Annotated in this window: 11 protein-coding genes; 5 read left to right on the plus strand and 6 right to left on the minus strand. The window is 67.8% G+C overall.

What is annotated here, in order from left to right:
• Positions 1-15: 15 nt before the first annotated feature.
• Positions 16-1,122: a 5-methyltetrahydropteroyltriglutamate--homocysteine S-methyltransferase gene (locus DBV35_RS09180; RefSeq protein WP_108659851.1), complete on the plus strand. Its 1,107-nt coding sequence runs from the start codon at positions 16-18 to the stop codon at positions 1,120-1,122.
• 99 nt (positions 1,123-1,221) lie between these two features.
• Here the strand turns inward: DBV35_RS09180 and DBV35_RS09185 are convergent, their stop codons facing one another.
• Together DBV35_RS09185 and DBV35_RS09190 are read right to left on the minus strand one after the other, a co-directional pair.
• The gene (locus tag DBV35_RS09185; protein ID WP_170134894.1) at positions 1,222-2,832 is read right to left on the minus strand and encodes a calcium-binding protein; all 1,611 of its coding nucleotides are present in this window, start codon (positions 2,830-2,832) and stop codon (positions 1,222-1,224) included.
• A 577-nt stretch (positions 2,833-3,409) separates the two neighbouring features.
• On the minus strand, positions 3,410-4,270 hold the full coding sequence (locus DBV35_RS09190; protein ID WP_108659853.1) for a DMT family transporter: 861 nt from the start codon (positions 4,268-4,270) through the stop codon (positions 3,410-3,412).
• A gap of 98 nt (positions 4,271-4,368) precedes the next feature.
• On the opposite strand from DBV35_RS09190, the gene DBV35_RS09195 reads away from it, so the two are divergent.
• A complete protein-coding gene (locus DBV35_RS09195; RefSeq protein WP_108659854.1) occupies positions 4,369-5,799 on the plus strand; it encodes an aminotransferase-like domain-containing protein in 1,431 nt (476 codons plus the stop codon).
• A 13-nt stretch (positions 5,800-5,812) separates the two neighbouring features.
• Here the strand turns inward: DBV35_RS09195 and DBV35_RS09200 are convergent, their stop codons facing one another.
• From DBV35_RS09200 to pobA, 3 genes are all read right to left on the minus strand, one after another.
• The gene (locus DBV35_RS09200; protein WP_245943884.1) at positions 5,813-6,610 is read right to left on the minus strand and encodes a class I SAM-dependent methyltransferase; all 798 of its coding nucleotides are present in this window, start codon (positions 6,608-6,610) and stop codon (positions 5,813-5,815) included.
• Between the two features lie 146 nt (positions 6,611-6,756).
• A complete protein-coding gene (locus tag DBV35_RS09205; RefSeq protein WP_108659855.1) occupies positions 6,757-8,526 on the minus strand; it encodes a calcium-binding protein in 1,770 nt (589 codons plus the stop codon).
• A 600-nt stretch (positions 8,527-9,126) separates the two neighbouring features.
• The gene (gene pobA, locus DBV35_RS09210; protein ID WP_108659856.1) at positions 9,127-10,296 is read right to left on the minus strand and encodes a 4-hydroxybenzoate 3-monooxygenase; all 1,170 of its coding nucleotides are present in this window, start codon (positions 10,294-10,296) and stop codon (positions 9,127-9,129) included.
• Between the two features lie 48 nt (positions 10,297-10,344).
• Here pobA and DBV35_RS09215 point away from each other — a divergent pair, with 48 nt between their 5' ends.
• Both DBV35_RS09215 and DBV35_RS09220 read left to right on the plus strand, forming a co-directional pair.
• The gene (locus DBV35_RS09215) at positions 10,345-11,244 is read left to right on the plus strand and encodes a helix-turn-helix domain-containing protein (protein WP_108659857.1); all 900 of its coding nucleotides are present in this window, start codon (positions 10,345-10,347) and stop codon (positions 11,242-11,244) included.
• A 95-nt stretch (positions 11,245-11,339) separates the two neighbouring features.
• Entirely contained in the window at positions 11,340-13,241 is a 1,902-nt protein-coding gene (locus DBV35_RS09220; RefSeq protein ID WP_211099943.1) for an ABC transporter ATP-binding protein, read from the plus strand.
• Between the two features lies 1 nt (position 13,242).
• Here DBV35_RS09220 and DBV35_RS09225 read toward each other — a convergent pair whose 3' ends face one another.
• Positions 13,243-14,214: an alpha/beta hydrolase gene (locus DBV35_RS09225; RefSeq protein WP_108659859.1), complete on the minus strand. Its 972-nt coding sequence runs from the start codon at positions 14,212-14,214 to the stop codon at positions 13,243-13,245.
• Positions 14,215-14,597: 383 nt separating this feature from the next.
• On the opposite strand from DBV35_RS09225, the gene gltB reads away from it, so the two are divergent.
• Positions 14,598-19,337: a glutamate synthase large subunit gene (gene gltB / locus DBV35_RS09230; protein ID WP_108659860.1), complete on the plus strand. Its 4,740-nt coding sequence runs from the start codon at positions 14,598-14,600 to the stop codon at positions 19,335-19,337.
• Positions 19,338-19,353: the final 16 nt, after the last annotated feature.

Here is a 19,353-nt window from a genome sequence, read left to right on the forward strand (position 1 = left end):
AAAAGTGAGGGAGACATGCCCACACCCCCCTTCCGCGCCGACCATGTCGGGAGCCTGCTTCGCCCGAAATCCGTCCACGACGCGCGCCGCAAGGCCGCCGGCAAGCGCACGGCCGAGCTCGCGGCCGTCGAGGACGAGGCGATCCGCGACGTCATCAAGCTGCAGGAGGAGATCGGCCTCAAGGCGGTGACGGACGGCGAGTTCCGCCGCTCCTGGTGGCACTATGATTTCATGGGCGCGCTGACGGGCTTCGAGCTTGAGGAGCGCAGCGAGGGCGTGCAGTTCGCCGGGGTGCAGCTCCGCCCGATCCACCCGACCATCAAGGCCAAGGTCGACTTCCCGGCCGACCATCCGATGATCGAGCATTTCAGGTTCGTCGCCGCCAACACGAAGGTGGTGCCCAAGATCTCGATCCCCGGCCCGAGCTGCTGCCATTTCCGCACGGCGCCGGCCGACATCGCCCCGCCCGAATACAAGGATCTCGACGTCCTCTTCGCCGACATCGCGGCGATGTACAAAAAGGCGGTCGAGGCCTTCTATGCCGCCGGCTGCCGCTATCTGCAGCTCGACGACATCTTCTTCGCCTACCTGTGCGACCCGGCCCAGCGCGAGAAGAAGGCGGCCGAGGGGCAGGACCCGGACATGCTGATCGACCGCTACGCGTGGATGACCCACGAGGCGATCAAGGACCGTCCCGACGACATGATCATCGGCATGCACATGTGCCGGGGCAATTTCCGCTCCACCTACGCCGCCTCTGGCGGGTACGACCCGGCGGCGGACGCGATCTTCAACAAGACCGACGTCGACATCTTCTTCATGGAATACGACACGGAGCGGGCTGGGGGGCTCGAGCCGCTGCGCCTTCTCGCCAAGGGCAAGCAGCGCGTGTTGCCGGGCTTCATCACCACCAAGACCGGCGACATGGAGAGCCTCGAGACGCTGAAGCGTCAGTTCGAGGAGGCCTCGAAATTCGCCCCGCTCGACCAGCTCGGCATCGCCCCCCAATGCGGCTTCGCCTCGACCGAGGAGGGCAACACGATCTCGATGGACGACGAGCGGCGCAAGCTGGAGCTCGTCGTCGCGACGGCCGAGGCGATCTGGGGCGGGGTCGAGGCCTGACGGCACCCGCCACCCTCTCAGAATGCAGAAAAGCGCCGGCAAGACCGGCGCTTTTCCATGTCGTGGCAGGGAACCCCGCCGGAGCGGGGCGCCGCAGGATCAGAGGCCGAAGAGGTCCTCGAGGAGGAGCGAGCCGCCACCGTCGAATTCGAGGTAGAGGTCCGTCCCGTCGATCGACGCGCTCGTGCCCGGGTTGAAGTCCGTGTTGAGCTCGAAGGCGAGAGCGAGGAAGTCGCCCCGGGTGCTGAGGGAGTAGTTCGTCCCGTCGAGCGTGAGCTCGAGCGTGTCGTACGACCACGCACCGCGACCGGCGGTGAAGTCGGTAATCACGTCGTCGCCGCTGTCGACGTTGGTGACGTCGCCGAGGTCGAACGTGTTGTAGGTGCGGGCGAAGAACGGCACGTCGCCGCCGTCGCCGGTCATGACGTCGTCGCCTTCACCACCCACGATGAAGTCGTTGCCGGCGCCGCCCTCGATGGTGTCGTTGCCGAGGCCGCCATAGAGGAAGTCGTTGCCGCTGCCGCCGAAGAGGGCGTCGTCGCCGTCATTGCCTTCCATGGTGTCGGAGCCCGACCCGCCGAAGAGCGCGTCGTCACCGGTGCCGCCGAAGATCAGGTCGTCACCGGCGTTGCCGTAGACCACGTCGTCGCCTTCGCCGGCGTCGACATAGTCGTTGCCCTCGCCACCGGCGATGTTGTCCGCACCGGCGCCGCCATAGATGTTGTCGTCGCCCGCGCCGCCCTTCAGGACGTCGTCGCCCTGCTGGCCCTCGATGGTGTCGTTGCCTTCGCCGCCGAGGATGGTGTCGTTGCCCTCGCCGCCATAGACGAGATCGTCGCCGAGGCCGGCATCGATGTGGTCGTCACCGGCATTGCCGTGCAGCTCGTCGTTGCCTTCGCCGCCCTCGATCGTGTCGTTGCCGTCCTGGCCCCAGATGAGGTCGTTGCCGGCACCGCCCATGAGGAGGTCGTCGCCCGCGCCGCCTTCGATCACGTCGTCGTCGTCGCCGCCATCGACGGTGTCGTTGCCGTCACCGCCGAGGAGGGTGTCGAAGCCCGCGCCGCCGAGGATGGAATCGTCGCCGGCGCCGCCGGAGATCACGTCGTCGCCCGCGTCGCCGCTGATGACGTCGTCGCCCTGCTGGCCATCGATCGAGTCGTTGCCTTCGCCGCCTTCGATCGTGTCGTTGCCGAGCCCGCCATAGACGAGGTCCGCGCCGAGGCCGCCGATGATGGAATCGTCGCCGGCATTGCCGTGCAGCGTGTCGTCGCCTTCACCGCCGTCGAGCGTGTCGTTGCCGTCACCGCCCCACAGGAGGTCGTTGCCGAGGCCGCCGATCAGGTAGTCGTCGCCGGCATTGCCCTGAAGCTCGTCGTCGTCCTCGCCACCGTCGAGGGTGTCGTTGCCGTCACCGCCGAAGAGGGAGTCGAAGCCGAGGCCGCCGAGGATCGAATCGTCGCCCTGCTGGCCGGCGAGACGGTCGTCGCCCTCGCCGCCGTCGATGGTGTCGTTGCCGAGACCACCATAGGCGATGTCGTCGCCGGCCTCGCCGTAGAGGAGGTCGTCGCCGGCATTGCCGTTGAGGGTGTCGTCAGCGCCGCCGCCGTAAAGCGTGTCGTTGCCGTTGAAGCCCCACATGATGTTGCGCGCGGCACCACCGAAGCGGATGTCGTCGCCGTCGGTCCCAAAGATGGGAATGATTGGATTCATGTCCTCACCATATCCGTGTGCCAGCGACCCGTTCCCCGCGGCCGGGTTCCACATGGCAATGCTCGAATATTCGTGGAATGAATTTCTGTATTCATGCCGTTAGTACGCGAGTACTAGGAGTCAATGAGCCTGAATGCAGAGCTTATGGGATTCATTCCGCGAATGTTAGCGTAACAAATGGCGCTTTGTCACATTTTGGTCTGTATCTAGAATGATATTGGTCGAGCAACGGACCGTAGGTTGCAAATATAAATGATAACAACGGTCGAAAAACAGATACATTCGTGGATAGATCGAGATTATGTCTTAAGTTTTGTTTCTGTACTAAACGGTGCACGCGCGAATTCTTGATGTCGGGACGGATCCGGACATCGAGCGAAATGATTTGACATGCACGCAATCAAACAAAGGTGTGCGAAACGCACCGTGCAAAAATCTTAAGTTGAGATTTTGTTTTCGACATGTTTCGGCGTGGGCGTTCGATTCACACGTGTGACTGTTATGCCCAAAAATGAGCGCCGCCGGATGAGGCCATCCGGTTGACGCGTCTGCCGAATTTCGGGTCGCCGCGCTCCGCTCAGGCGAAGCGCTTGGCGCCCGCGACGCACAGGATCGTCAGCCCCGTCGCCGCCACCATCGTCCACGCGATGCCTTCGCCGAGGACGAGGGCGGCGAGCATCAGCCCGAGAAAGGGTTGGAGAAGCTGGAGTTGGCCGACCCCGGCCGCCCCGCCGAGCGCGAGCCCGCGATACCAGAAGACGAAGCCGACGAGCATCGAGAAGACCGACACATAGGCAAGTCCCGCGACGGCCGGCGCTCCGATGCCGGTCCACTCAGGCGGCCAGGTGGCGAGCGCCAGCGCCGCCGTGAAGGGGAGCGCGAGGACGAGCGCCCACGAGATCACCTGCCAGCCGCCGAGCCGGCGCGACAGGTGCGCCCCCTCCGCATAGCCGAGCCCGCACACGATGATCGCGGCGAGCATCAGGAGATCGCCGGTGAGGGACGCGCCGCCGCTCTCGCGCAGGGCGAAGCCCGCGACCGAGGCGCTGCCGAGGCAGGAGAAGACCCAGAAGGCCGGCTTCGGCCGCTCGCCCCCTCGCACCACCGCGAAGATCGCCGTCGACAGCGGCAGGAGGCCGATGAAGACGATCGAATGTGCGGCCGTGATGTGGGTGAGGGCGAGCGCGGTGAGGAGTGGAAAGCCGATGACGACGCCGAGCGCGATGAGCGTCAGCGAGACGAGATCGTCCCGCTCCGGGCGCTTTTCGCGCAGGGCAACGAGGAGCGCGGCCGCGATCAGCGCCGCGATCACCGCGCGCGCGGAGGTCAGGAAGAGCGGGGTGAACCCCGCGACCGCCGCCCGCGTCGCCGGGAGCGAGCCCGCGAAGATCATCACCCCGATGAGGCCGCTGCCCCAGCCCCGCGTCGTCTCGTCCATCGTCCCGTCCCCATGCGACGCCTTAGCGATAGAGCGGGGGAGGCTGGTGCGGACAGGAACAGTCCAGTACGCTTTGGCCAAACTGTATGGCTGATTGAATGGGTACGGTTGGAGCGAGCGTGACAGCACCCGACACCGGCACCCGCACCGAGGCGGTGATGGAGGCGATCCGCGCGCGCATCGCCCGGCGTGGCCTCGCGCACGGGGAGAAGCTCCCCTCGATCCGCGCCTTCGCCGCCACCATGGGCGTCTCCCCCTCCACGGTGGTGGACGCCTATGACCGCCTCGTCGCGGAAGGGGTGATCCGCGCGCGCCGCGGCTCCGGCTTCTATGTGGTCGACGCGCGCCCGCCGCTCCTCCTCGAGGACGCGCCGCCGCGGGCGGACCGCGCCATCGATCCCTTCTGGGTCTCGCGCCAGTCGCTCGATGCGCGCGACATGGCAAAGCCCGGCTGCGGCTGGCTGCCGGCGGACTGGCTGCCGAACGCCGCGCTCCGGCGGGCGCTGCGCACGCTCGCCCGCAGCGCCGAGGACGCGCTCCTCGCCGACTATGGCCGCTCGCACGGGTCGCTGGCGCTGCGCCGCCTTCTCGCCCGCCAGCTCGCGGAGGAGGGGCTCGATGCCGGCGCCGACCGCATCCTCCTCACCGGATCCGGCACGCAGGCGATCGACCTCATCTGCCGCCTCTTCCTGCGGCCGGGCGACACCGTCCTCGTGGACGACCCGTGCTATTTCAACTTCCGCGCCCTTCTCGCCGCGCACCGGGCGACCGTCATCGGCGTGCCCTACACGGCGGACGGGCCGGATATCGAGCGCTTCACCGCCGCGCTCGCCCACCGGCCGCGCCTCTACATCACCAACTCCGCGCTCCACAATCCGACGGGCGCGACGCTGTCGATGCAGACCGCGCACCGCCTCCTGATGGCCGCCGCCGCGCACGACGACTTCACCATCGTGGAGGACGACATCTTCGCCGCCTTCGAGCCGGAGCCATCGCCCCGCCTTGCCGCGCTCGACGGGCTCGCCCGGGTCATCCGCATCGGCAGCTTCTCGAAGACGCTCTCCGCCTCGGTACGCTGCGGCTATGTGGTGGCACGGGCGGAGTGGATCGACGCGCTCGCGGACCTTCAGATCGCGACGAATTTCGGCGGCCCGAGCCCGCTCGCCGCCGAGCTCGTCGCGGCGATCCTCACCGACGGGAGCTACGCCCGGCACCTCGACGGCCTGCGCCGCCGCCTGGTGAAGGCGCGGCGGGAGGCGGCGGCGGGGCTCGAGACGCTCGGCATCCGGCCCTGGCTGATGCCCCGCGGCGGCTTTTATCTGTGGTGCCGCCTGCCGGAGGGACGCGACGCGGCGGCGCTCGCGCGCGCGGCGCTGAAGGAGAATGTCATCCTCGCGCCGGGGAACGTGTTCAGCGTCAGCCAGTCCGCGGCGCACGACATGCGCTTCAACGTCGCCCATGTCGGCGGCACACTGCCGACGCTGCGCCGCGCGCTCGACAGCGCGGGGGCGGATGAGGCCCTGTCCTGATCGGGTCCGGCGCCTAGGCCGGCGGCGTGCCCCGCACCGCCCAGGCGCGCGCCGGGAGGCGGATCGGGCCGCCGGTCCCGACGATGCCGGCGAGCGCGTCCTTCAGGCGCGCGCGCTCGGTCGGCGGCAGGCTGCGGCAATAGCCGGGCGCGGGGCCGGCGCCGAGCGTGAACGGGTGCCAGAAGGCCTCGAAATCGGAGAACAGCGTTTCACCCTCCAGCGCCGCGACGGCGATGTCGGCAAGGCCCGCCTCCGCGCAGAGCGCCGCGAGCCCCGCCTCGGTGCAGAAGGGGAAGCGGTCGGCCTCGTTGAGGGACGCCGCGGCGGGGTCGATGTCCGCGGCCGCCCGCCAGAAGGCGTCGATGAAGCCCATGCCGCCGCCCGGATAGTCCCACACATAGAAGGCGATCGTGCCGCCCGGCCGCAGGACCCGCGCCATCTCGCGCAAGGCGGCGACGCGGTCGGGGATGAAGTTGAAGACGAGGCCCGACGTCGCGATGTCGATGCTCCCGGCCGCGGCGGGGAGGGCGGCGGCGTCCGCGACCTCGAAGCGGACGCGGCCGTCGCGGATCGTCTCGGCGCTGTGGCGCACGAAATCCGCCGAGGCGTCGGTTGCGAGGAGGCTCGTCGGGGCGGTGCGGTCGAGGATCGCCTGCGTCAGCGCGCCGGTGCCGCAGCCGATCTCGAGCCAGTCGAGGCCGGGGGCGGGGGTGAGCCAGTCGATGAAGAGCGCGGCGATGTCGCGGCTCCAACGGCCCATGTAGCGCTCGTAGCTGTCGCCTGCGTTCCAGGCGTCGTGCCGGTTCTTCACCGCTCCCTCCCGCGCTGCACGCAGTACGCGAGTGTCCGCCTCGCGCGGCGATCGCGCAATCCTTTTGGCGGTCGGGAGGCGGGCAAAAAGAATGCGCCGGCCACGAGGGCCGGCGCATCGGATCGCAACAGGGTCGCGGGGAAGGCTTAGAAGAAGTCTTCCAGGAGGAGCGAGCCGCCGCCATCGAACGTCAGGAGCAGGTCGTCACCGCCGCCCACCACAACCGCGGAGGTCGACAGGTCGCCGTCGTTGTTCAGCAGGAAGCTGAACCCGGCGAACTGCTTGTAGGTGGAGAGGTTGTAGGTCGTGCCCTTGAAGTCGAGCGAGAGGGTGTCGAAGTAGAACTCGCCCAGGAAGCGCGCGTCGAAGTCGACGATCACGTCGTCGCCCGAGTCCGAGCCGCTGACGTCGCCGAGCAGGAAGAGGTTGCGCTCTTCGATCGTCTCCGCGCCGACGCCGAACTCGTCACCGGCCATGGAGTCGTTGCCTGCGCCGCCGGTCAGCGTGTCCCAACCGGTGCCGCCCTGCATGGTGTCGGCGCCGTCGCCACCGATGAGGGCGTCGTTGCCGGAGTCACCGAAGAGCATGTCGTCTTCCGTGCCGCCGTCGATCACGTCGTCGTCGGAGCCGCCGGAGAGCGAGTCGTTGCCGGCATCGCCGTAGATCTCGTCTTCGCCGCTCTCGCCGTCGACCGTGTCGGCGCCGTTGCCGCCGTAGATGGTGTCGTTCTCGGACCCGCCGAGGATGGAGTCGTTGTCGTCACCACCGTCGAGATAGTCGGCGCCGGAGCTGCCGTTGATCGAGTCGTCGCCGGCTTCACCGTAGATGGAGTCGTCGTCGGCACCGCCGTCCATGGTGTCGTTGCCGGAGCCACCTTCCATGGTGTCGTTGCCGGCGTCGCCGTACATGGTGTCGGCATCGTCTTCGCCGTCCATGAAGTCGGCATCGTCGCCGCCGCTCATGGAGTCTTCACCGGTGCCGCCGAGCATCGAGTCTTCGCCCGTGCCGCCGTTCATGGTGTCGCCGTCGGCGCCGCCATACATGGAGTCGTTGCCGGCATCGCCGTCCATGGAGTCGGCGCCGTCATTGCCTTCCATGTAGTCGGCGTCGTCGCCACCGCTCATGTCGTCGGCGTCGGAGCCGCCATACATGGTGTCGGAGCCGAGGCCACCGTCCATGGTGTCGTTGCCGGCGTCGCCATACATGGTGTCGCCGTCATCGCCGCCGTCCATGTAGTCGCCGTCGTCGCCGCCTTCCATGTAGTCGGCGCCCGTGCCGCCGAGCATGGAGTCGGCACCGAGGCCGCCATACATGGAATCGTCGCCACCGCCACCGTCCATGGTGTCGTTGCCGTCATCGCCGTACATGGTGTCGGCGTCTTCCTCGCCGTACATTTCGTCGGCATCGTCGCCGCCTTCCATGTAGTCGGTACCAGCGCCGCCGTACATCGTGTCGGAGCCGGTCTCGCCATACATGGTGTCGGCATCTTCGTTGCCTTCCATGTAGTCGCCGCCTTCGCCGCCATAGAGCGTGTCGTTGCCGGCCGAACCGTAGACGCTGTCGAAGCCCTTGCCGCCATAGACGAGGTCGTCGCCATTGTCGCCGTCGAGGCTGTCATTGCCGACGCCGCCATCGAGCTCGTCGTTCTGGTCGCCGCCATAGAGGACGTCGGCGCCCTTGTCGCCGTACATGGTGTCCTCGCCGAAGCCACCTTCGGCGGTGTCGTCGCCAGGCCCGCCATAGATCAGATCATCGTCGCTCTGGCCGAACAGGCTGTCGTCGCCGCGACCACCGTAGATCGTGTCGTCGTTGCCGTCGCCGTAGATCGTGTCGTCACCTGTGAAGCCCCAGATGCGATTGCGCAGGATGCCGCCGATCAGCAGGTCGTCGAAGATGGTGCCGAAGATAGGAAACATGTGTGTCCTCACCTCAAGGTTGTTCGAGCCGACGGCACCACCAGGTGCGCCAGACGCGAGAAAACCGACAATTTTGGAAACGCGATTACTCGGTAGGAAGGTTCTTATTGCCGGCTCGATGGCCGGAGATCGTTAGAATTTTACGGACATCCGTCGTCGTCTGAGATCGGCTCAGTAAAAGCTGTCCAAAGTCTGACTTGCCTCAGTCGCCAATATGAGAATGTCAGCATGTTGCGCAAGATGCCATCGTTCACGTGTCGTGTCGTTCCGGTCGTCAAACGACACGGATGGAAACGCCAGAGCGCGATGCGGGACACGTGACGAAACGGTGTCGCCACAATTCCCCCGTGGCGGCATGTCGCAATGGTGTCATTTTATCCCCAAAATAGTCCGATTTTGTTGACGACTCCGCGTCGCCTAAAACCAGGATAAAGATGACATATGTCGGTTTGAGCTTCGAGTTTTCCCAATTATTGCCGTCGTCGCCCGATAAATGTGCAATGGCACTCGGTTTCGGACAATGCGGTCACAATCGCGTGATCGATTGATGGATGTGCCACAATTCGGTATCCGACTGCCGTCCCGGCCGGGAAGCGGCTCTCAGTAGGGCAGGCCCGTGTAGTTTTCCGCCAATGCGGTCTTTGCGGCAATCGACCCCTCAAGGTAATCGATTTCCGTCTTTTGCATCATTTGTTGAAATGGATCGTGGTCGGCGAAGCGGTGGACAGTGTTCGTCATCCACCAGGAGAAGCGCATCGCTTTCCAAACGCGTTTTAAGGTTGTGTCGGAATATTCCTCCAGCAGCCGGTCGTCCCGGTGGCGGAAGTGGGCGATCAGCGCTTCGGACGCGTAGTGGACGTCCGAGATCGCAAGGTTCAGCCCCTTCGCCCCCGTCGGCGGCACGATATGCGCCGCATCGCCGACGAGGAGGAGGCGGCCATAGCGCATCGGCTCGCACACGAAGCTGCGCAGCGGGGCGATGGACTTCTCGATGGAGGGACCGGTGACGAGGCGCCCGGCGGCGTCGGCCGGGAGCCGCCGGCGCAATTCGTCCCAGAAGAGGGTGTCGGGCCAGGCCTCGATCGGCTCGCCGTTGGGGATCTGCAGGTAGTAGCGCGACAGGTGCCGGTTGCGCATTGAGGCGAGGGCGAAGCCGCGCGGATGGCTGGCGTAGATCAGTTCGTCCGCGACGGGCGGCGTCTCCGACAGGACGCCGAGCCAGCTGAAGGGGAAGACGACCTCGTATTCCTGCCGCCGCCCAGCAGGGATGGTGGGGCGGCTCACGCCATGGAAGCCGTCGCAGCCGATCACGAAGTCGGCGACGAGGCCGTGCTCGCGCCCGTCCTTGCGGTAGGTGACGGTCGCAGCGCCCGCGTCGAGGTCGGCGAGGGCGACGTCGGCCGCCTCCGTCACGATCGTCGCGCCGAGCGCGTCCTGCGCGGCATAGAGGTCCTTGGTAATCTCGGTCTGGCCGTAGATCATGACCGCCTTGCCGACGAGAGTGTCGAAGTCGATCCGGAACTGGCGGTTGTCGTCACCGATCGCGACGCCGCGATGGATCTCGCCCTCCGCATCCATGCGCGCGCCGATTCCTGCCGCGCGCAGCATCTCCACCGAGCCCCATTCGAGCACGCCGGCGCGGATGCGGCTGAGGACGTGTTCGCGCGTGTGCCGTTCGAGGACGACCGTCTCGATCCCATGGCGCATCAGGATCTGCGACAGGAGCAGGCCGGACGGCCCGCCGCCGATGATGGCCACTTGTGTTCTCATGGTGGCTCCTCCCCACCATAAGACCTACGCGACGTTGCGATCCCCGGCATGGACACGCCGGGCCCGTGCTTGCACTATTCGAACATGCGCCAGACCGCCGCCATCCGCATCCCCGTCTTCGATCTCTATGGAGAGCGGCGCGGTTTGCCGGACATCCTCCATTGCGAGACGATCGCGGCGCGCTCCAGCTTGCACGGTTGGAACATCCGGCCGCACCGTCATTTCGGCCTCCACCAGTTCCTCCTCGTCGCGGAAGGGGCGGCGACGATCCGATGGGAGGGGGAGGAGCGTGCGCTCGCCGTGCCCGGCCTCGTCAGCGTGCCGAGCCGGGTCGTCCACGGCTTCCGCTTCGCCCCGGAGACGACGGGATATGTGCTGAGCCTGCCGGTCGAGCTCGTGGAGCCGTCGATCCGACTCGCGCCGATGCTCGCCGCGCCCGCGACGGGGCCGGCCGATGCGCGCATCGCCCACCTCTTCGCCGAGGCCGCGCACGAGCACGCGGGCTTCTCGCCGATGCGGGACCAGAACCTTGCCGCCCTCGCGATCCTCATCGCCGGCCGCGTCGCCGAGGCGATCGACGCGACCGGGGCGGGGCGGGGGGCGAGGCCGCCGCTGCTGGCCCGGTTCGAGGCGCTGATCGAGGCCCACTTTCGCGAGCATTGGCGCGTCGGCGACTATGCGGCTTCGCTCGGCGTGTCGGCGGCCCACCTCAGCCGCGTCTGCCGCGAGGGGGCGGGGGCGAGCGCCTCGCACCTCATCGAGGCGCGGCTCGTCGTGGAGGCGCGGCGGCTCCTTGCCTACACCGCCCATCCCGTCGCCCGCATCGCCGACGATCTCGGCTTCGCCGATCCCGCCTACTTCACGCGCGCCTTCTCACGCGCCACGTCGATGACACCGACGGCCTTTCGCGCCCGCCTTGCGAGCGCGGTGCCGCCGGGCGAACATTAAGTCGCGACGCCGCGGCGGACGGATCAGCCCGGCTCCCTATATGTCTCTTCAAGTGTGAGTGTGCGTCGGCCGAAATGTCGACGGAAAGGACGCGTGTGACAGACGGCACCAAGATCCGAACGCCCGATCCGGAGACGCTGCCGGAGACCGAACCCTTCCACCGAGCCTTCGCCCGCTTCGAGAACATCATCGACCCGTTCGCGCCCTATGAGGGCAGCCGGCCGCCGGCGGGGCTGATGGATTTCCTCAGGTGGAGCCTCAAGGACGCGCGCTGGGCGATCGTGCTCCTCGCGATCTTCTCGCTGAGCTTCGGTGCGGCGGAGGCGGTGGTCTTCTATCTCATCGGCAGCCTCGTCGACCGCGCCGCGTCCGCCGGGCCGGCGGAGATCTTCGCGCGCGAGTGGCCGTTCCTGCTGACGCTCCTCTTCTTCGTCGTCGTCGCGAAGCCCGTCACCCAGCTCTGCCAGAGCGCGATGACCTCGCTCGCCCTCGGCCCCGGCCTCAACCCGATGACGATCTGGCGTCTCCACCGCCACACGCTCGGCCAGGCGATGACCTTCTTCGAGGAGGACTTCACCGGTCGCATCGCGCAGAAGCAGTCCCAGACCGCGAACGCGCTGACGACGGTGACGGTCGACACGCTGACCGCGCTCGGGATGCTCGCGGCCTATATCGTCGCGATGGCCGCGATCCTCGGCACGTCCGAGCCGTGGCTCGCCGCGATCGTCGCCGCGTGGGCGATGACCTTCGTGCTGGCGCTGCGCTGGGGCGTGCCGCGCATCCGGGCGCGCGCCAAGGCGCGGGCGGCGGCGCGGGCGACCGTGACCGGCCAGCTCGTCGACAGCCTGAGCCACATCAAGACGGTGAAGCTCTTCGCCCACGCCAAGCGCGAGGAGGACGCCGCCAAGCGGGCGCTGGAGCGCTTCCGCAGGACCGGGCTTCTGTTCGGCCGCTCCATGATGGCGATGCGCGTGATCATGGCGGTGATGAACACGGTGGTCACGATCGCGATGATCGGCGGGGCGCTGTGGTTCTTCCATCTCGGCCAGGCGACGATCGGCGTCGTCGCGATGGCGGCGATGATGACGCTGCGCCTCACCGCGATGTCGAACTGGATGGCCCAGTCCGCGCTGTCGATCTTCGGCGAGCTCGGCACGATCGAGGACGGGGCCGTCACGCTGTCGCCGGCCCACACCGTCGTCGACCGCCCGGCCGCGCAGGAGCCCGTCATCACGCGCGGCCACATCCGTTTCGACGACGTCACCTTCCGCTATGGCCGTCCGATCGGCGGCGTCACCCACTTCGATCTCGAGATCCGGCCGGGCGAGAAGGTCGGCCTCGTCGGGCGTTCGGGCGCGGGCAAGTCGACCGCCGTCTCGCTGCTCCTGCGCCTTTATGACGTGGAGGAGGGCCGCATCACGCTCGACGGCGTGGACATTCGCGACCTGACGCAGGATGGCCTCCGCCGCGCGATCTCGACGGTCACGCAGGAGACCGCGATCTTCAACCGCTCCGCCCTCGACAACGTCCTCTATGGGCGCACGGACGCCGGCCAGGAGGCCGCGCTCGAGGCGGCGCGCCGGGCGCGTGCGCACGATTTCATCATGAACCTGCGCGACGGGCGCGGGCGCACCGGCTACGAGGCCCATCTCGGCGAGCGGGGCGTGAAGCTCTCCGGCGGCCAGCGCCAGCGGATCGCGCTCGCCCGCGCGATCCTGAAGGACGCGCCGATCCTGGTGCTCGACGAGGCGACGAGCGCGCTCGATTCGGAGGTCGAGGCGGACATCCAGGAGGCGCTCCTGGAGGTGATGGCGAACAAGACCGTCGTCGCCATCGCCCACCGCCTCTCCACCATCGCCGCGATGGACCGCATCGTGGTGATGGACGGCGGGCGCGTGGTGGAGGAGGGGCCGCACACGGTGCTTCTGAAGCGCGGCGGCCTCTATGCGGACCTGTGGTCGCGCCAGTCGGGCGGCTTCCTGCAGGCGGCAGAGTAGGTCAGAGCGTCTCGCAATCGGCCTCACACGCGGCGGCCGGGTCCTCGGCGAGACGCATCAGGATCTGGCTGAGCGGCGCGAGCGAGGGGCCGTATTGGGCAAGGTGCGATCCGGTGGCGAGCGCGTGCATCCGGCACCCCGCCATCGCCGCGCACATCTCGGCCGTGCCGGCGAAGGCGACGTCCCCATCATCGCGCGCCATGACGATGTTGATGGGCGCCGCCACCGCCGGCGCCCGCGCCGCGAGGCCCTTCGCGTAGTCGAAGAGGCGGAGCGCGGTGTCGGGCACGATGTAGAAGAAGATGTTCTGCGCGAAGATCGCCGCGCGCACCGGCCCGTCCGTCGCGCGCGGGTTGGGGACGAGGCAGCCGATCTCGGCGAAATCGCAATAGGGCGACCAGAGGCGGAAGGCTTCGAGGGCGAGGCGGTTCTTCTGCGTGTCGGCCGGCAGGTACACGGCCGGCGCGTAGAGGATCACCGAGGCGTTCTGCGGGAGCCGCCCCTCGGCGAGGAGGTCGAGCAGGATCGCCCCGCCGAACGAATGGCCGATGAGGACGATCCTCTGATAGCCCGACGTCTCGGCGTCGAGCTGGTTGAGGAAGTCGTCGCGAATCGCCTCGGGGGCGAAGGCGCGGTATTCGCGCAGCGAGCGTCCGTGCTGCGCAAGAAGCGGCAACCAGAGATCAAAATTCGTTGCAGATTCGAACGCCGCGCCGAGCGGAAGCATCGTCATCGGCGAGGCGCCGAAGCCGTGGATAAGAACGACGAGCGTGTCCGACCCGCGCTTCACCCGCTGCGGCTCGGCCTTCAGGATCACGCCCTCGGCGTTGAAGGGGTTGTGGTGGGTGTGGGTGCGCTCGGCATTGAAGGCGTAGAGCCAGCCCGAGCCGAACCACAGCGCGGCGAGCACGGCCACCGTGAGGATCGTGCGGCGGAGCCAGCGAAGTCTGCCTGATTGGGTCGGTCCTGCCATCGTCCCGCTTGCCGTTCGCCACAGAGGCGCGCACCGTTGCACAGTTCGCCCCGGCGGGTCTCCCCCGGCCCGAGAATTGCACGGTCAAGGCGAGTGGGACCGGGCGCGGCCACCTTCGTCGGGAGGCGCGCGCTTCGCCTGCGGCGGGGGCGGGGCGAGGGGCGGGGAAACGCCCCTCTTCGGCTGACGCGGACGAGCTCTGTCATGACGGCATTTGCGGACGGCTCCAAAAAGGCTATATGCGACGGCCGCGTTGGGTCAGAATTGATCTGGCCGCGCGACTGACGAGCCTCCGAACAAATTGACGGGTGCTCGAGCCGCTTGTCCTGCGGGAGGCGAGCGACCCGATGAGGAGGCGTGCCGGCATTGCCGGGCAAAGGAGGATGACGATGACAAGACTGCCCATCGCACAATCATCCCATGCGGCGACCGCCGCTGAGCGTGATGTCACGGCGACCACCGCGACCAACGCCCATGCGAACGCCACTGCCCGCGCCAACACCACCAATATCGCGCGCCGCGCGCCGACGGACGGCCTCTACCGGGCCGACCGCGAGCACGACGCGTGCGGCGTCGGCTTCATCGCCGACATCCACAACAAGCCGACGCACAGCATCATCGAGCAGGGTCTGCAGATCCTCGTGAACCTCACCCACCGCGGCGCGGTGGGCGCCGACCCGGAGATGGGTGACGGCGCGGGGATGCTCGTCCAGCTGCCGCATGAGTTCTTCGCCGAAGAGGCCGCGCGCCTCGGCTTTTCGCTGCCGGCGCCCGGCGAATATGCCGTCGGCATGGTCTTCCTGCCGAAGGGCAGCGACCATCGCGCGATGATCGAGGGGGTCGTCGCGGCCGAAGGCCAGCGCGTCCTCGGCTGGCGCGAGGTGCCGGTGAACTCGGCGTGCCTGCCGGATTCCGTGCTCGCCTCCGAGCCGGAGATCGTCCAGTTCTTCATCGGGCGGGGCGAGGGTGTCGCCGACGCGACCGCCTTCGAGCGGCGCTTGTTCATCCTGCGCAAGGTGATCTCGAACACCGTCTATGACGGGACGCCGCCGGCCGACCGCGGCTTCGTGATCTGCTCGCTCTCGTGCCGGACGATCGTCTACAAGGGCATGTTCCTCGCCCACCAGCTCGGCGAGTATTATCACGACCTCCAGGACAAGCGCTTCGCCTCCGCGCTCGCGCTCGTCCACCAGCGCTTCTCCACCAACACCTTCCCGTCCTGGGGGCTCGCTCACCCGTACCGGATGGTCGCCCACAACGGCGAGATCAACACGCTGCGCGGCAACGTGAACTGGATGGCGGCGCGCCAGGCGTCCGCCTCCTCGAAGCTGTTCGGCGAGGAGATCTCCAAGCTCTGGCCGATCTCCTATGAGGGCCAGTCCGACACGGCGTGCTTCGACAACGCGCTCGAATTCCTCGTGCAGGGCGGCTACTCGCTCGCCCACGCGATGGCGATGCTCGTGCCCGAGGCCTGGGCCGGCAACCCGCTGATGGATGACGAGCGCCGCGCCTTCTACGAGTACCACGCCGCCCTGATGGAGCCGTGGGACGGGCCGGCCGCGATCGTCTTCACCGACGGGCGCCAGATCGGCGCGACGCTCGACCGCAACGGCCTGCGTCCGGCGCGCTACTGCATCACCCATGACGGCCTCGTCATCATGGGCTCGGAGGCGGGCGTCCTGCCGGTCGAGGAAGAGCGGATCGCCAAGAAGTGGCGCCTGCAGCCCGGCCGCATGCTGCTCCTCGACCTCGAGCAGCACCGCATCGTCTCCGACGAGGAGGTGAAGCACCAGCTCGCCACCAGCCAGCCCTACGGCGAATGGCTCGAGAAGTCGCAGATCGTGCTGGAGGACCAGCACCCGGTGCGCCCGCGCGCGCCGCGCACGAACGAGTCGCTGCTCGATCGCCAGCAATCCTTCGGCTACACGCAGGAGGACCTGAAGCTCCTCCTGTCGCCGATGGCGATCACCGGCCAGGAAGCGCTCGGCTCGATGGGCACCGACACGCCGCTGTCGGTCCTCTCCGATCGCTCGAAGCTGCTCTACACCTACTTCAAGCAGAACTTCGCCCAGGTCACGAACCCACCGATCGACCCGATCCGCGAAGAGCTCGTGATGAGCCTCGTCTCGTTCATCGGGCCGCGCCCGAACCTGTTCGACATCGAGGGTCTGCAGGAGAAGAAGCGGCTCGAAGTGCGTCAGCCGATCCTGACGAACGACGATCTGGAGAAGATCCGCGAGATCGGCGACATCGCCGACAACCACTTCCACACGAAGACGCTGGACATCACCTACTCGGCCGACCGTGGCGCGCCGGGCATGGCGGCGATGCTCGAGCGGCTGTGCGAGCGCGCCGAGAAGGCGGTCCATGACGGCTACAACATCATCGTGCTGTCGGACCGGCTCGTGTCGCGCAACCGGATCGCGATCCCCGCGCTCCTCGCGACGGCGGGCGTGCACCATCACCTGATCCGCAAGGGTCTGCGCACGTCGGTCGGCCTCGTCGTGGAGTCGGGCGAGCCGCGCGAAGTGCACCATTTCTGCGTCCTCGCCGGCTACGGCGCGGAAGCGATCAACCCGTATCTCGCCTTCGAGACGCTGGTCGAGCTCCACACCACCTTCCCGGAGGAGGTGGACGAGCACGAGGTGGTCGCGCGCTACATCAAGTCGCTCGACAAGGGGATTCTGAAGGTGATGTCCAAGATGGGCATCTCGACCTATCAGTCCTATTGCGGCGCGCAGATCTTCGACGCGGTGGGCCTCTCCCAGGCGTTCGTGGACCGCTTCTTCTTCGGCACCGCGACGACGATCGAAGGCGTCGGCCTCGAGGAGGTCGCCGAGGAGACGGTGCGCCGCCACACGGTCGCGTTCTCCGAGGACGTGCTCCTTGCCCGTTCGCTCGATGTCGGCGGCGAGTATGCCTACCGCACGCGCGGCGAGCACCACATGTGGCTCGCCGACACCGTCGCGAACCTGCAGCACGCCGTGCGCCTCAATGCGCAGGAGAAGTATGACGAGTATTCCCGCCTCGTGAACGAGGAGGCGGGCCGCTACAACGTGCGCGGCCTCTTCCGCATCAAGGACGCGAGCGAGTTCGGCGCGACGGCGATCCCGATCGAGGAGGTGGAGCCTGCCTCGGAGATCGTGAAGCGCTTCGTGACGGGGGCGATGAGCCTCGGCGCCATCTCCAAGGAGGCGCACGAGACGCTGGCGCTCGCCATGAACCAGATCGGCGGCCGCTCGAACACGGGCGAGGGCGGCGAAGACCCGATGCGCTTCATCCCGCTGCCGTCGGGCGCCTCCAAGCGTTCGGCGATCAAGCAGGTGGCCTCGGGCCGGTTCGGCGTCACGACCGAATATCTCGTCAACGCGGACCAGATCCAGATCAAGGTCGCGCAGGGCGCCAAGCCCGGCGAAGGCGGTCAGCTGCCCGGCCACAAGGTCGACGCGGTCATCGCCAAGCTGCGCTACTCGACGCCCGGCGTCGGCCTGATCTCGCCGCCGCCGCACCACGACATCTACTCGATCGAGGATCTCGCCCAGCTGATCTTCGACCTGAAGAACGTGAACCCGGCGGCCGACATCTCGGTCAAGCTCGTCTCCGAGGTCGGGGTCGGGACGGTGGCGGCCGGCGTCGCGAAGGCGCGCGCCGATCACATCACCATCGCCGGCTATGATGGCGGGACGGGCGCCTCGCCCCTCACGTCGATCAAGCACGCGGGCTCGCCGTGGGAGATGGGTCTTGCCGAGACGCACCAGACGCTGGTCGCGAACGGGCTGCGCTCGCGCGTGGCGCTGCAGGTCGATGGCGGCCTGAAGACCGGGCGGGACGTGTTCATCGGCGCGCTTCTGGGCGCCGACGAGTTCGGCTTCTCGACCGCGCCGCTGGTCGCTACCGGCTGCATCATGATGCGCAAGTGCCACCTCAACACCTGCCCGGTGGGCGTCGCGACCCAGGACCCTGTCCTGCGCCGCCGCTTCAAGGGGCAGCCCGAGCACGTCATCAACTTCATGTTCTTCGTCGCCGAGGAGCTGCGCCGCTATCTCGCGGCCGCGGGCTTCCGCTCGCTCGCCGAGGCGACGGGTCACGTGGAGGTGCTCGACCAGACGCGCCTCGTCGACCACTACAAGGCGAAGGGCCTCGATTTCCGCAAGGTGTTCGTCAAGATGGACGCCCCGGCGGACGAGCAGCGCCACACCACGGTGCAGATCCATCCGATCGAGACCGTGCTCGACCGCGAGCTGATCGCGCAGGCCCGCCCCGCGATCGAGGACGGCGAGCCGGTCACGATCACCATGCCGATCAACAGCGTCGACCGCACGGCCGGCGCGATGATCTCGGGCGTCATCGCCAAGGCGCACGGCATGGAGGGGCTTCCGGACGGCACCGTCACGGTGAACCTCACCGGCACGGCGGGGCAGTCCTTCGGCGCCTGGCTCGCCCAGGGCGTGACGCTGAACCTCACCGGTGACGCGAACGACTATGTCGGCAAGGGGCTGTGCGGCGGCCGCATCATTGTGCGTCCGCGGCCGGGATCGCACATCATCGCGGCCGACTCCATCATCGTCGGCAACACGGTGCTCTACGGCGCGGTGTCGGGCGAGTGCTACTTCGCCGGCGTCGCCGGCGAGCGCTTCGCCGTGCGCAACTCGGGTGCCGTTGCGGTGGTCGAGGGTGTCGGCGACCATGGCTGCGAGTACATGACCGGCGGCGTCGTTGCGGTTCTCGGCCACACCGGCCGCAACTTCGCGGCGGGCATGTCGGGCGGCGTCGCCTACGTGCTCGACGAGGCGGGTGACTTCGCGCGGCGCTGCAACCTCGCGATGGTCGAGCTGGAGCCGGTGGCGGAGGAGGACGACCTCCTGGAGCGTCTCCACCACCATGGCGGCGACCTCGAGACGAAGGGCCGGGTCGACGTCACCGCGAACATGACGCGCCATGACGACGAGCGGCTGCGCCAGCTCATCGTCAACCATGTCGAGTACACGGGCTCGGTGCGCGGCAAGCTGATCCTCGACCATTGGGACGAGTACCGGCCGAAGTTCGTGAAGGTGATGCCCGTCGACTATCGCCGCGCGATGGACGAGATGGAATCGCAGCGCCTCGGCGTGGCGGCGGAATAATCCGCCGCCGGTCGGC

This window comes from Acuticoccus kandeliae (assembly GCF_003073115.1).